Origin of the sequence: Metasolibacillus sp. FSL K6-0083, from assembly GCF_038630865.1 — a bacterium.
GTDB classification, from domain to species: Bacteria; Bacillota; Bacilli; order Bacillales_A; family Planococcaceae; genus Metasolibacillus; species Metasolibacillus fluoroglycofenilyticus.
Genome location: NZ_CP152046.1, coordinates 1,453,987 through 1,468,382 on the forward strand (window position 1 = coordinate 1,453,987; position 14,396 = coordinate 1,468,382).

Below are 14,396 nucleotides of genomic sequence, written 5' to 3' on the forward strand. Positions count from 1 at the left end.
AGAAATTGGACTACTATCCACATTTCTCGAAAGCTTTTTTACTGCCCTTGTACAACTGCACCACCAAAGATTTTGGCAGCTAATGCCTTACCTGTTGGTGTTGCAGCTAGTCCACCACGTGCCGTTTCTTTTAAGTCTGGATTCATTGATTCACCAATGCGATACATAGCACCGATAACCTCATCACAAGGAATGCGGCTCGTTACTCCTGCTAACGCCATATCTGCTGCAACAATCGCATTTGCTGCACCCATCGCATTACGTTTCACACATGGCACTTCTACTAAGCCTGCAACAGGGTCACAAACAAGCCCTAGCATATTTTTCAATGTAATCGCAAAGCCTTCTGCACATTGCTGTGGCGTGCCCCCAGCCATTTCCACAATAGCCGCCGCCGCCATACCAGCCGCTGAGCCGACTTCTGCTTGACATCCACCTGCCGCACCAGAAATTGATGCATTATTTGCTACAACAAAGCCAAATGCACCTGATGTGAATAGAAAGTTAATCATTTGCTCACGTGTTGGATTTAATTTATGCTGAATCGCAAACAGCGTTCCTGGTACAACGCCCGCTGAGCCCGCTGTTGGTGTTGCACAAATTGTACCCATCGCTGCATTTACTTCATTTGTTGCTACGGCTTTACTAACAGCATCCAACAATAAATCGCCAGCTAGCGACTTGCCTGAAGCAATATATTTTTGCAATAATACTGCATCGCCACCTGTTAAGCCAGTAACAGAATGTACACCTTTGATGCCGCGCTCTACCGCTTCCTCCATTACTGTTAAATTACGATCCATTTGCGCCATAATATCCTCACGCGAACGTCCCGTCATTTGCATTTCCTGCTCAATCATAATTTCAGAAATGAGCTTTCCTTCTTGCTCTGCACGCTCTACTAATTCTCGTACATTTTGAAATAATACGTCCATTATGCTCACTCCTTAGTTGTTAATTTTCGATACTTTCGTAATATGTGGTATATAGGAAATTTGCTGTAGCACACGTTCCTCTATATTTTGATCAACTTCAATAACCATTAATGCTGTTAACCCACGCTCAATACGCGACACTTCCATATGTCCAATATTGACATCGTGCATCGCCAAACAATTTGCTACATTCGCAATACAGCCTGCACGGTCATCGTGCACCACTAAAATCGCTGGCATTCCACCTGTTAAGCGAAGTTTGAAACCGTTTACTTCACTAATTTCAATTTTCCCTCCACCAATTGAAACACCTTCGACGCTCATTTCACCTTCATCATCACCCATGACGATACGCGTTGTATTTGGATGCTCCTTATGCGCCTCTTCTGGAATAAACTCGAAAGATAAGCCTGCTTTTTCAGCATCCTCAAATGCCGTTTTAATGCGCTCATCATACGTGTCATAATCTAATAAGCCGCCTACAATCGCCACATCTGTGCCATGTCCGCGATACGTTTCTGCAAACGAGCCATATAAATGAATTTTTGCCCACTTCGGCTGACGACCAAATAAATCACGCGCTACACGTCCAATTCTTGCCGCACCTGCTGTATGTGAAGATGAAGGTCCAATCATTACAGGACCAATAATATCAAAAACGGAAGTAAACTTCATACCCGTTCCTCCTAAAAAAAATCTCTTATTTACTACTTAGTGTATCAGAATTGTCGCTTGGACACAAAATTTACTTATATAAAAAGCTGCATAGAAAGTGGCATATTTATCCTATCTTTCATGCAGCTCTTTATATTTTAGAGGTATTGCCCTTTAATGTAGCAATATTCTTATGAAAATTTCAAGTAAAATGGTTATTTTCCACTTGTCTACTGTCTATCAAATTTTAAAAAACGATTTACTCATAAATACCATTCTCCAAATTTTGAATAAATTCAGGTGAAGCTAAATGAAGCGATAGCCATAAATTCTGATTAGCGTCATATTTTATTGTCAGCATTTGCAAAGTGTCTTTCACATACAAATGCGTCGTACCATCTTCATTAATAAATTTATCCCCACTATATGAATTTAAAAGTGCCTCCAAAGCATCTTTATCTACATAATTCATCGTGATTGATACTACTCGACCTTCACTTAATTGGAGAGTAAGATTCAAATCTTTATATGTTAATATTGATGCATCTTTTAATTTTTCCCCATATACTTCGGGAGTATTATCTTCTATATAATTTTCTCCTAATTTTTCTATAACTTGTGATTTTAAATCAAAAATTGTTATATCATAAAGATAATATTGATCATTTTTCATTTGAAAGAATGTTTCAGAATTATGAGATTGAAATGACATTTCTTGCAACAAAAATAGTCCTGTACCAATAAATAAAAAGATTGTTATAATTGCGGGAATTAAATAAATTTTTTTCTTATGCTGTTTTTTTTCAAATTGGAGCATACGTTCCCTCATTACTGGTGTAGGTAACTGTTCAAAAAGCACATTAAAACTATTTTTTATCAAATCATTCATCACGAAACACCTCCGTCTTATTTTTCAGCTGATTTCTAGCCCTTATTAACCTCGTTTTAATTGTATTGACTGACAATTGTAATAAATTAGCTATTTCATTGACATCATAATCATGATAATAATAAAGAAATATAACTTCTCTATACTTCGGCTTTAATGTTAAAATAATCTTAGCTAATTCGGCATTGTCATTAGCTAAAATAACGACATCTTCGGCGGATTTACCAAAGCGGAAGAGATTTGTAATCACATCACTTACGACAATATGGCGATATGACCAGCTTCGTAGCATATCATGACTACGATTAATTGTCATTTTAATTAAATAAGTTTTGTAATTCGCTTCACCTCGAAACTGTTCTTGCCGTTCAAATGCTTTCAAAAACACATCCTGTACAATATCTTCAGCAAGCTGTTCATTTTTCACATAGGTATAGGCAACGCGAAACAATACATCCACATACTCTGTTGCTAACTGATTAAAGTTCATTAAGTTCTCCTTTCCCATTATTCTTCTCTATTTATTAGACGGATGTCAAACATTTCAAGGTTCAAAATAATAAAAAACAAAAAATCTATAATTCAATTTTTTATGTAATGTAAAAAGAGTACATTCTAGATGACAAGTCGGTACTGTCAATATTATTGTGTAAATGACTTTTCAACTTCTCAAGGTAGATGATCACCTTCGTATTCAAATAGATTTGTTCGAAGTTTGGATTTGGGTGTCTAGGAAAGGGCTAGCCCTTTCCTAGACACCCAAATTTCGCGCTGGCACGTCCCGGTTAGTTTGTCGGTTCATGCAGCTGTTCAAACATTTCTTCTAGCTTGGCACGGGCCTGATTAAAGCCGATGTGGCAGCGTGTGGCGAAACGTTGATTGTAGTCCTCGAACTGCGTCACTAAAAAGCGTTCCAGTGATTCTTCATTCGGGAACTGTTCCTTGCGCTTTGTATATTTTTTGATTTGCTTATTGAACGACTCAATTAAATTGGTCGAGTAGATGCTTCGCCAAATTGCTTTTGGAAACTGATAAAACGTGAGTAAATACGGATTATCAAGTAAGCTCTGTGTAACTTTTTTATACGATTTGCTCCATTTCTCGCAGAACTGCCCAAGTGCTAGCGCAGCTGCTTCGGCGTCCTTGGCCTGGTGAATCGTTTTAAAATCTTCGCAGACTTCCTTGCGATCCTCTACGCGTACTTTATGCATGATATTGCGACCGACATGAACTAAACAGACTTGATATTTTGCCTTTGGAAACACATTGAAAACAGCGTCAGCCATGCCTTTTAAGCCGTCTGATACGAATAATAAGACGTCTTCTACACCACGGTCTTTCAGCTCTTCTAGTAGCTCTTGCCAGTTGTAAGCAGACTCGGTTGGGGCAATCGTGTAAGCGAGTACCTCTTTAGAGCCGTCTTCGCGAATACCAACAGCGATATAGACGGCTTCTTTAGACACCGTATCACGACGTACGGCAATATACGTCGCATCTAAATACACGCATACGTAACGATTATGCAACGAACGGTTGTTAAATGCATCGACTGTTTCTGAAACCGCTTTTGTCATATTCGAAATCGTTTGAGGCGTATAGTGATGGCCATACATTTTTTCGATTAACTGGGCAATTTCAGCCATCGTAATGCCTTTTTTAAACAGGTGAATCACCGTATCTTCAAGCGTATCATTCGAACGCTTATACGGAGCCACGGTCTGTTGTTTGAACTCACCATTGCGATCACGTGGAATTTGAATGGCTAAATCGCCGTACTCTGTGTGAAGCGTACGCGAATAAGACCCATTGCGTGAGTTGCCTGAATTAAAGCCCATACGGTCATATTTTTCATAATCTAGAAATTCCGTTAACTCTGTCACAAGTAGCGAGTTGATCGCCATTTCCAAGTGCGAACGAAAAACCTCGGTAATATCTTGTTTTTTTACTAGTGCATCGATAATTTCTGTTGTAAACTGATTCATAGGGAAGACCTCTTTTCTAGGATTGGTTGTGGTGACTTAATTCTACCAAGAAAAGGTCTTCCTTTTTACATGGAATTTTTCATTTACACAAAATATTTTATACTCTCGACAAGTCATAACAAGAACATACTCTATATACAAAAATAATTATAATCACAAAATACCTTTTATGATACTTCTATTCAAAAATTTGATATGGATCTGGGTACCCAATTTCAATTCTTTCTTCTGGTGTCATATTCTTAATTTCATTATAAGTGAACCAATTTTCTCCTTCTACATCCAAATTACTAGATGTATCCTCAAAATTTATAACATTATAAAATAATGGTTGAGGACCACCACCATAATCATTTAAAAATGACAAAGGGTTTGTTGCACTGCTTGAACTGCAAGTCGAAGTTGAACAATATCTAGTTTCAAAATGAAGATGGACACCATACGAACCATTAGCTCCCGGATTCCCTGAATTTCCCATTTCACCAATTTTAGTACCTCTACTTACAATTTGACCAGGAGAAACTGCTATATTAGATTTTAAATGTGCATATCTTGTTTGCACATCTGAAGAAGAAATACGATAACTTCCTGTATGGTTAATAAAAATTACCCAGCCATATCCCCCAACTGACGAGTGATAGTATGCACTTTGCACAACTCCACTTTGCGCTGCCATAACTTTATCTCCAGAGACACCTGCAGTTTTTCCTCCAATATCTATTCCATAATGAAACGCTGTTACACCATTAATAGTACGCATACCATAATCTGAAGTAATTCTTTGCGATTCTGTTGGCCATGACATTAAAGGAGCTGCTGAAGCTTTATTAAAATTAAAAAATGAAACAGATATAAGTAGTATTACAGCAATAAAAATAGATTTTCTTTTCATATTAGTGACCTCCTGTAAACGCTAAAATAGAATTAACAGTTTTTGCTCATTTCAATTGAACACTTTTTCGCTAAATTAATAGTTTCTAGTAAACTGAAAATATCAGTTTACAGGAGGCTGTACTAATGGAGGAAAAGCTTGTGTTATATATTGAAATACATCAATTGCGTGAACGGAGATTCCGAATTGCACAAATCGCAAAACGATTAAAAATTTCACGTAATACCGTGTACAAATATTTAGAAATGTCATTTGAAGAAGCGGTAAACGAATTTGGTCATACGCAGCGAAAGAAAAAGTTAGATCCTTATCAGGATTGGATTGTGAATTGGTTACGTGAATTTCCAAGCTTAAGTGGTGCGCAAGTATACGATTGGCTACTGGAGCATTTCCCAAAGATTGATGTGGGAGAAAGTACTGTTAGACGATATGTAAATGAAATGCGTGAGATTTATCAAATTGAAAAGAAAGATGAGCCGAGAGAATATGAAGCGGTAGAGGAACAGCCACCAGGTAAACAAATACAGGTTGACTGGGGACAAACGATTCAAAAAATGGCGAATGGTAAAGAGGTGAAATTGTATTTTATCGCTTTTGTCTTGGCCCATTCTCGTCAGAAATATATGGTATGGCAAGATTGCCCATTTACTACGAAAGATACAATTCGATGTCATGAAAAAGCGTTTCAGTATTATGGTGGTGTAACAGAAGAAATCGTCTATGATCAAGATAATTTAATCGCAGTGAGTGAAAATGCAGGAGATCTTATTTTAACAAAGGAATTTCAGCAGTATGTAAAAGACCGCAAATTTAAAGTTTATCTCTGCCGTAAAGCAGATCCTGAGTCCAAAGGGAAAATTGAAAACGTCGTGAAGTACGTGAAAAATAACTTTGCGAAAAACCGTGTTTATTCAACGCTTGGGGATTGGAATGAAAGGGCTTTGAAATGGTTGGATCGAACAGGCAATTATAAAGTCCATCACACGACAAAAAAGAGACCTTTTGAAGTGTTTCTCCTGGAAAAGCAACACTTAAAAAAAGTCTCCTCACTGCTTTCCATATCAGAAAGCAACCCTACAGAAATTATAACAAGAATTGTGAACAAGGACAATACAGTTCGCTATGCGTCTAATCGATATTCGGTTCCTTTAGGGACGTATACGAAGTACCCACAACTACATTTGATTGTAAATGAGAAAACATTAAGGGTTGTGGAACCACATACTGGAGAAATCCTTGCGGATCATATAGTTAGTTTAGAAAAAGGGAAACTGATCAAAAACGTAAATCATGGACGTGATCGTTCTAAGTCGCTCGATCAGTTACAACAACAGGTGCTCATCCTATTTCCTTATGAAGGAGCAGCACAATATATACAGGATGTCTGTCATACATATGGTCGTTATCGACGTGACCAGTTATTACTTTTCCAAAAAGTTGCGAAAGAAAGCCCTGAATGGATTTCTTTAGCGCTTGAAAAATGTATTCAAGAAAAATTGAATAGTGCCAATGAATTTCGCGATGTTGTCGACTATTTGAAGCGTACGAAAAAAGAGCCTGAAATTGAAACAACCGTTGAAGTAACACTTAAACACCCCGTGACAATCGCAGTGCAAACAAGGGACTTACAAGAATACATTCATCGTATGGGAGGAAAAGAAAATGAGTAAAAGTGTGGCAGATATTCAGCAAGCATTTAAACAATTAAGGTTAGCTGAAACGGCGGAGGGGCTTCCAGAGCTTCTTCGCCAAGCAGAACAAGTCTCATGGACTTACTTAGAATTCATAGAGCAACTGACAACATTAGAGTTAAGAAGACGTGAAGAAAAAAGCATTGAAAAACGATTAACGTGGGCGGGCTTCCCTTATCATAGACCGTTGCATATGTTTCATTTAGATGAACAGACAGCGATTACGGAACGTCAGATGAAGCAATTACGTGAATTTCAGTGGCTAGAACAAAGCTACAATTTAATCTTATTAGGACCACCTGGTGCTGGTAAAACTTTATTGGCCGTAGGTCTAGGTATTGAAGCTATTCAAAAAGGATTCCAAGTGTACTTTGTGACAATGGGTGAATTAATCCAATTATTAAAAACAGAGGAATTTACGCATCGCTCTCAAATTCAATTAAAACGCCTAAGGGCTTCTGATATGGTCATTATTGATGATGTCATGTACATGGCTTTAGATCAGCGAGAGGCTACGTTATTTTTCCAGCTCGTGCATCAGCTGTATGAGCAAAGTTCCCTCATTCTAACATCGAATCGTAGTCCAGAAGAATGGACGGAGTTAGTGGGAAATCAAGGGATGATGACAGCGATTTTAGATCGCCTGTTACACCGAGTAGAAGTAATTCATATGAACAACGAAAGTCATCGAATGAAGCATCAGCAAAATATTTTTGATGAGTAAAAAGTGTTCATCGTAAATGAGCAAAAAATGTTCAATTGGGGTTGACGGTTACACCTCCGATTTATATTTTTTTACCTTTGATGATAGACTATTTTTTATATACTAATTTGCTTTTAAAGATATGATTTGAATATCTTATTGACCTCCCGTCCCAATAAACCACACTTCTAAAATTGATATCAATACATCTAGCATTCCCACCACCTCCTAAAACTATAAAACTAACAGTATAATAGCAATATTGTAATATTTTATATTAAAATATTCCTATTATAATATTTTATGAGGTGATAATTTTATATGAAGAACTACGGATTAGTTGTAAAAGATATTCGTAACGGAAAGGGATATACTCAAAAATATGTTATTAAAAACCATTTAACTCAAGGGGGATTTTCAAAATTCGAGAATGGTTTATCTGATATCAGTTTAAGAAATATGGAGTTTATACTTAATCAGCTAGATGTAACTTTTGAAGAATTTTTTTTTATAACGCATGATTATCATTACAGAAAAAAAGATGATTTGTTACAACAATTTATTAATCTAACTTACAATGATAAATTAAGTTTAAAAAAAATACACAAAGACTATAAAATATTTTTAGATAAGAACGATGACATCTTACTAGGGAATATATTGATTATATTAGAAAGTTTAATTATATTATCTGAAACTCATGATTTTAAAAAAGCAGCCCGAAAAGTGGCACCAATATGGACCCAACTACAAAAACGTAACACATTATATTTCATAGACTTATTTATTTTAAGTTCTATTTTATTTTTCTTCCCATTAGAAACAGCACTTGATATTAGAAAATTTGCTGAACGAAATATTAATAAGTATAAAACGTTTCAGAACATTCATCGTTTGAAAATAAATCTATCAATAAATTCAATGTTACTGTTAATGAAAGATAACCAATTTAATATAGCACTTGAAGAAGCAGAAAAAGCGATTGTGCTCTGTCAAGAAGAACAAATGTATATACATCTATCTGTATTTTATATTAGAAAGGGGATTTGTTTATCAAAATTAAATAAAGGTGGTGATGAATGGATTGAAAAAGGCCAAAATATATTGAATGTACTTGAACAAAAGTCTCTCGCACAGCTTATGAGTAATGAAGTGCTACGCTACAAATGATTATGATAAAAGGAGCAAAAAGATTTACTGTAACTTAGAGTTGTCATACACTCCATTATTGTATATCTGTTTTAAAAGCTATAAATAAGGCTAATCTCTTCAGTAAAGATAAGCAAATAGGTAAATAAATCTCTTTAGAATGAATTGTTTTTAACTTTCTTAACAAAAAACTCCCTACACCCATATTTTGGGGAGGGGAGTTTTCCTACATAATTTTCAATTCAATTTTATTCCACTGATAAAATAAACGGATATAACGCTTGCTTTCCTTCAACAACTTCTACTTCTGCATCAGGATAATTTTCTTCGATAAATGCAGCTAGCTGTGCGGCTTCATCTGCTGTTGCATCTTCACCGTAAATAACTGTGACAATTTCTGCATCTTCGTCAACAAGTGATGTGACAACAGTTTGTGCCGCTTCCATTAGTGTTGGTGTCGATAAAACAATTTTGCCTTCCGCCAATGCCATAAAATCGTCTTTGCGAATTTCTACACCGTCAATTGATGTGTCGCGCACCGCAAATGTGACTTGACCTGTTTTAACATGTGCAAAGCTATCTACCATGCTTGCTTGATTTTCCTCCACGGATACCTCTGGATTGAACGCTAAAATAGCCGCCATTCCCTGTGGAATTGTTTTTGTTGGTACGACTGCCGCTTCAATATCTAACAGCTCTACCGCTTGCTCAGCAGCCATAATGATGTTTTTGTTATTAGGTAAAATGACAACACGCTCTGCACCGATTTCCTTCACTGCTTTAACGATATCCTCTGTCGAAGGATTCATTGTTTGCCCGCCTTCAATAACATAGGAAGCGCCGATTGAACGCAGTAAATTAGCTACACCTTCCCCCATTGCAATCGTTACAACAGCGTAAGGATGCTGCTGGGCTTTTGGCGCTGTCGCAACCGGCGCCTCACCTACAATTGCAGAATGTTGCTCCCGCATATTATCAACTTTAATTTTAATTAAGCTACCATATTTTTGACCTGCCGCGAGAACCGCACCCGGGGTTTCTGAGTGAATATGCACCTTCGCAATTTCGTCATCAGAAATGACAAGCAAGGAGTCTCCCATTGGATTTAGCTCTTGACGGAATTGCTCCTCATTAAATGGCTCTTTATCCCCTTCAAAGCGCACCATAATTTCCGTACAATAGCCGAATTCGATATCTTCTGTATTCATAAAGTCCTGCACACGATGATGCTCCGCATTAATTAAGTCATCTAAAGAAGATTCATTTTTTTGTGGTAGTGGCTCGCCTTTGAGAGATGCAAGGAAACCTTCGTAAACGAATAGCAAGCCTTGTCCACCGCTATCCACAACACCTACTTCCTTCAATACAGGAAGCAGCTCCGGCGTACGTGCAAGAGAAGCCTTCGCTTCTGCTACAAGCGCTTCCATTACAATAATGATATCATCTTCATCCTGCGCTACTTCAACAGCTTTTGCTGCCGCTTCACGAGCTACCGTTAAAATCGTCCCCTCAACAGGCTTCATTACGGCCTTATACGCTGTATCTACACCCGCTTGGAAAGCATCAGCAAAATTGATTGCATCAATTTCCTGCTCATTTTCAATTGCTTTGCTAAAGCCGCGGAATAATTGCGATAAAATAACACCTGAGTTACCGCGTGCTCCCATTAATAAACCTTTTGCTAACCCTTGCGCTGTTTTTCCGATATGCGCCTGCGCTTGTGCTTCTGTTTCCTTCGCACCTGATGACATAGATAAATTCATGTTCGTTCCTGTATCGCCATCTGGCACTGGGAATACATTTAACGAATCTACATAAGCCGCATTTTGGTATAAATGATGCGCACCCAATTGTACCATTTCTGCGAATTTTATTCCGCCTAAAGACTTCATTAGATTGATTTCCTCCTCTTACACATTCATCACGCGAACGCCTTGCACGAAAATATTAACCGACTTCACGCTCATACCCAATGTTTTATTTACTGTATATTTGACTGTTGACTGAACTTGGTAAGCAATTTCAGAAATTTTTGTACCGTAGCTTACGATAATATACATATCAATATGTAAATCTTCGCCTTCTTGACGAACTATCACACCTTTTGTAAAGTTCTCTTTACGTAAAATATCTGTTAATCCATCTCGAATTTGATGCTTGCTTGCCATCCCAACGATTCCATAGCATTCTACCGCTGCTCCACCTGCGATTTGTGCAATCACATCGTTCGCAATATCGATTTGTCCGAATTCATTGTGGATTTCTATTGACATAAATACGCCCCCTAAGCACTTTTAGACTACTCTTTATTGTACTACATAAACAATAATTATAAAAGAAAACGCAGTGATTCGTCTAGTGTGCTTTATATAAAGTGCTTCAAAAAGTAAATCTAATAGTTAGAAAATCGGCATTTTACCAGCTATGAATACAAATGTAAACTTATCTACAAACAAATTTTCAGGTGTAAAGGTTTTTTTCTTGAAAGGTTGTTGAAAAATTGTTGCACTCGCATAGAGTCTATGTTAAATTAATATGGTATGTGAAATATCGAACTGAAATAAATTGCTTTCAGATTCAACTGTAGGGAGGGAATTTACATGCCAAAACAATGTGTTATTACTGGCCGTAAAGCTCGTACAGGCAACAACCGTTCACACGCAATGAACGCTAACAAACGTACTTGGGGTGCTAACCTTCAAAAGGTTCGTATCTTAGTTGACGGTAAGCCAAAGCGCGTATGGGTTTCTGCTCGTGCATTAAAATCAGGTAAAATTGAGCGCGTGTAATCGCGATAAAAAACATCGACTACAAAAGTGGTCGATGTTTTTTGTTATACATACAAAAATGCAAAAGGGCTATAGGGAAAGACAGACTTGCACCTGCTTTCCCTATAGCCCTTTAATTTTTCTTCTCTCTCTTAAATAACTTTATACACGCACGTGTCATTGAGCTAATAAACTTCGGTAACTGAAATGTATATACCTTCACACTCGCTCCCCCTTAATCGGCACTTCTTATCATTAAACATATGCCAGAGGTAAAGGTAATATGCGCCTCGCCTATAATCTCATTGCTTGTAAAGCGCGATGACCATAAGCTAATTTCTTCATTCGTTGTTTCATATTTCACACCGCGCAATGTTACATTTTGCACAGCTTCGCCATAGGCAAAAAAAGATAAATAAGGATAATCTAAATTGTCTTGAATTGTGTGTGTGCCTGGCACCAAAAAGCGTAGCTGATTATGAAGATTATGAATCTCAAAAACAATATGCGGGTATGTCTGCTGAAGCCTACACACCGTCCTTAGCACCGCCTCGTAATGATCTAGACGCCCCCCTGTGACACCTGTTAGTACGATTTTTTCTGGCTTATAGGTAATAGCTTTTAGCAAGGCTAAATCCGTATCTGTTTCATCCTTTTCGGCAGCGTATATTTCAATTGGCACGCCTGCCTGTGTCAGTTTTTGACGCTCGCTTACTGTGATAGAGTCTAAATCTCCGACAATTACGGCTGGCTGAATCCCTCGTTCTAATAAACGATAAGCTCCGCGGTCAGCACCAATAAAAATAGTGTCCTCTTCATCCATAAAAGGCTCAAATGAACAAAGCTCCTCGCTTGGTCCACCTGAGCAAATTACGGCAATCATCGCACGTATGCCGCTTCACCGGCTGCTTTAATTTGTTGTAATGCAGCTGCGCGGTCCTCTTGATTATAAATAGCAGAGCCTGCTACAAAAATATTGGCACCAGCCTCAGCACACGGAACGATTGTTTCTGCTGTTATACCACCGTCGATTTCGATATCGATTGTTAAGCCGCGCTCCTTAATAATTTTTGATAGCGCTGCAATTTTAGGTACAACAGATGAAATAAACTTTTGTCCGCCAAAGCCTGGATTAACTGTCATAAACAATACCATATCAATATCCTCTAAAACGTGTTGAATTGATTCGATTGGCGTATGTGGGTTTAATACAACCCCGGGCTTCACACCATATGAACGGATTAGCTGAATTGTGCGATGCAAATGGCGACACGCTTCTACATGGACCGTAATATAATCTGCGCCCGCTTTCGCAAACTGTTCGATATATTGGTCTGGGTTTTCAATCATTAAATGAACATCGAGCGGTAATGATGTCAAAGGGCGAATCGCATCAAGTACGATAGAGCCAAATGAAATATTCGGAACAAAGTGGCCATCCATTACATCAATATGAATAAGCTCTGCGCCAGCAGCCTCCACTTCCTTTACCTCTTGTCCTAATTTCGCGAAATTCGCAGCTAAAATAGATGGTGCAATTTTAATCATCTTTAATACCTCGGCTTTCGTTCCATAATTTCTTGTAAAAATTGTTCATAGTGCTCATAGCGATATGGGCGAATTTCTCCTGTTTCAAGTGCTTTCTTAATTGCACATTTTGGCTCTTTCATATGTAAGCAGCCACGGAATTTACACTGCTCACTTAATCGTAAAAATTCAGGGAAGCATGCTGTTAATTCCTCTTTGTCAATCATGTCAAAATCAAAGGAGCTAAATCCAGGGGTATCCGCAAGCAAGCCATTCCCAACTTCAATTAATTCGACATGACGTGTTGTATGCTTCCCCCGCCCTAAGCTTTGTGAAATTTCGTTCGTTTTTAGTTGTAATTCAGGCAGCAATGTATTTAATAACGTCGACTTGCCAACACCGGATTGTCCTGCTAAAACGCTTACTTTTTCTTCTAACAACGGATACAATCTTTCCATGAGCGAACCGTCATTTTGATACGTCGTTAAAACAGTATAGCCAATCGCTTCATAGTCAGCAATTAATAGTTGAAGCTGCTCCGCTTCATCTCCTGCTAGCAAATCTGTTTTCGTTAAGCAAATAACAGGCTGAACGGAAAATGATTCTAACACAACTAAGAAACGGTCTAATAATAATGTATTAAAATCAGGCTCCTTGACAGAAAAAACTAAGATTGCTTGGTCGATATTAGCAATTGGCGGTCGCACAAGCTCATTTTTTCGAGGGTGAATTTTCATAATATAGCCGTCTGATTCACCCTCCTTTGTATAATCAACAATATCTCCGACGAGCGGAGATTCGCCGCGATTGCGAAACACGCCGCGCCCACGACATTGAATTAACTCTTCATCTTGATAAACATAGTAATAGCCACTTAATGCTTTACGAATTTGGCCTTGCGCCATCAAATACCTCCTTTATTCCGTAGTAATAGCCTATAAACTGAAACTTCAATCAGTGAGGGTTTTCCTCACCCCACTGATTGTGAGTTGAACCAATCGGGCTTTTACGGGCAGTTCATCTTCAACTTATCCTTAAGACGATTTTCACTTAAGCCTTGAAATGGGCGTCTTACTGCACATCAATGCGGGATAAAAATTCATTTTCAGTCAATATTCTCTTGTGAGAGTAGAAGAAGCATACCTTTTTCAGCTTCAAGTAGCTACCATCTGAAAAGTCGGCTCCTTGCGCTGAAGATAAGACAAT

General features: G+C 37.9%; 15 protein-coding genes. 4 read left to right on the plus strand and 11 right to left on the minus strand.

The window, feature by feature from the left end; all coding sequences use genetic code 11:
• Positions 1-38: 38 nt before the first annotated feature.
• The 6 genes from sdaAA to MHB51_RS06985 form a co-directional block, all read right to left on the minus strand.
• Positions 39-935, minus strand: a complete 897-nt coding sequence (sdaAA, locus tag MHB51_RS06960; RefSeq protein WP_319836839.1) for an L-serine ammonia-lyase, iron-sulfur-dependent, subunit alpha — start codon at positions 933-935, stop codon at positions 39-41.
• A gap of 12 nt (positions 936-947) precedes the next feature.
• On the minus strand, positions 948-1,610 hold the full coding sequence (gene sdaAB / locus MHB51_RS06965) for an L-serine ammonia-lyase, iron-sulfur-dependent subunit beta (RefSeq protein WP_293921374.1): 663 nt from the start codon (positions 1,608-1,610) through the stop codon (positions 948-950).
• A 238-nt stretch (positions 1,611-1,848) separates the two neighbouring features.
• Entirely contained in the window at positions 1,849-2,478 is a 630-nt protein-coding gene (locus MHB51_RS06970; protein WP_342559272.1) for a hypothetical protein, read from the minus strand.
• Positions 2,471-2,968, minus strand: a complete 498-nt coding sequence (locus tag MHB51_RS06975; protein WP_107837928.1) for a sigma-70 family RNA polymerase sigma factor — start codon at positions 2,966-2,968, stop codon at positions 2,471-2,473. The genes MHB51_RS06970 and MHB51_RS06975 overlap by 8 nt, the downstream gene beginning before the upstream one ends.
• 295 nt (positions 2,969-3,263) lie before the next feature.
• Positions 3,264-4,460, minus strand: coding sequence for an IS256 family transposase (locus MHB51_RS06980; protein ID WP_342558243.1), 1,197 nt, complete (start codon positions 4,458-4,460; stop codon positions 3,264-3,266).
• A gap of 178 nt (positions 4,461-4,638) precedes the next feature.
• Entirely contained in the window at positions 4,639-5,352 is a 714-nt protein-coding gene (locus MHB51_RS06985) for a M23 family metallopeptidase (RefSeq protein WP_293921376.1), read from the minus strand.
• A 140-nt stretch (positions 5,353-5,492) separates the two neighbouring features.
• On the opposite strand from MHB51_RS06985, the gene istA reads away from it, so the two are divergent.
• From istA to MHB51_RS07000, 3 genes are all read left to right on the plus strand, one after another.
• The gene (gene istA, locus MHB51_RS06990) at positions 5,493-7,022 is read left to right on the plus strand and encodes an IS21 family transposase (RefSeq protein ID WP_342559474.1); all 1,530 of its coding nucleotides are present in this window, start codon (positions 5,493-5,495) and stop codon (positions 7,020-7,022) included.
• Entirely contained in the window at positions 7,015-7,767 is a 753-nt protein-coding gene (gene istB / locus MHB51_RS06995) for an IS21-like element helper ATPase IstB (protein WP_342558621.1), read from the plus strand. The genes istA and istB overlap by 8 nt, the downstream gene beginning before the upstream one ends.
• A gap of 300 nt (positions 7,768-8,067) precedes the next feature.
• Positions 8,068-8,916, plus strand: a complete 849-nt coding sequence (locus MHB51_RS07000; protein ID WP_342559273.1) for a helix-turn-helix transcriptional regulator — start codon at positions 8,068-8,070, stop codon at positions 8,914-8,916.
• 227 nt (positions 8,917-9,143) lie between these two features.
• On the opposite strand, the gene MHB51_RS07005 is transcribed toward MHB51_RS07000, so the two are convergent.
• Positions 9,144-10,787: a DAK2 domain-containing protein gene (locus MHB51_RS07005; RefSeq protein ID WP_342559274.1), complete on the minus strand. Its 1,644-nt coding sequence runs from the start codon at positions 10,785-10,787 to the stop codon at positions 9,144-9,146.
• A gap of 18 nt (positions 10,788-10,805) precedes the next feature.
• Positions 10,806-11,168 (minus strand): Asp23/Gls24 family envelope stress response protein, encoded by a 363-nt coding sequence (locus MHB51_RS07010; RefSeq protein ID WP_066169912.1) that lies wholly within the window; start codon positions 11,166-11,168, stop codon positions 10,806-10,808.
• A gap of 327 nt (positions 11,169-11,495) precedes the next feature.
• Between MHB51_RS07010 and rpmB the strand changes: the two genes are divergently transcribed.
• Positions 11,496-11,684, plus strand: coding sequence for a 50S ribosomal protein L28 (rpmB, locus tag MHB51_RS07015; RefSeq protein WP_004227417.1), 189 nt, complete (start codon positions 11,496-11,498; stop codon positions 11,682-11,684).
• Between the two features lie 214 nt (positions 11,685-11,898).
• Here rpmB and MHB51_RS07020 read toward each other — a convergent pair whose 3' ends face one another.
• Genes MHB51_RS07020 through rsgA form a run of 3 tightly spaced genes read right to left on the minus strand, consistent with a single transcriptional unit; the run spans position 11,899 to position 14,095 of the window.
• Entirely contained in the window at positions 11,899-12,546 is a 648-nt protein-coding gene (locus MHB51_RS07020; protein WP_066169909.1) for a thiamine diphosphokinase, read from the minus strand.
• On the minus strand, positions 12,543-13,211 hold the full coding sequence (gene rpe, locus MHB51_RS07025) for a ribulose-phosphate 3-epimerase (RefSeq protein ID WP_342472877.1): 669 nt from the start codon (positions 13,209-13,211) through the stop codon (positions 12,543-12,545). The genes MHB51_RS07020 and rpe overlap by 4 nt, the downstream gene beginning before the upstream one ends.
• Positions 13,212-13,213: 2 nt before the next feature.
• Positions 13,214-14,095, minus strand: a complete 882-nt coding sequence (gene rsgA / locus MHB51_RS07030; RefSeq protein WP_342559275.1) for a ribosome small subunit-dependent GTPase A — start codon at positions 14,093-14,095, stop codon at positions 13,214-13,216.
• Between the last annotated feature and the right edge of the window lie 301 nt (positions 14,096-14,396).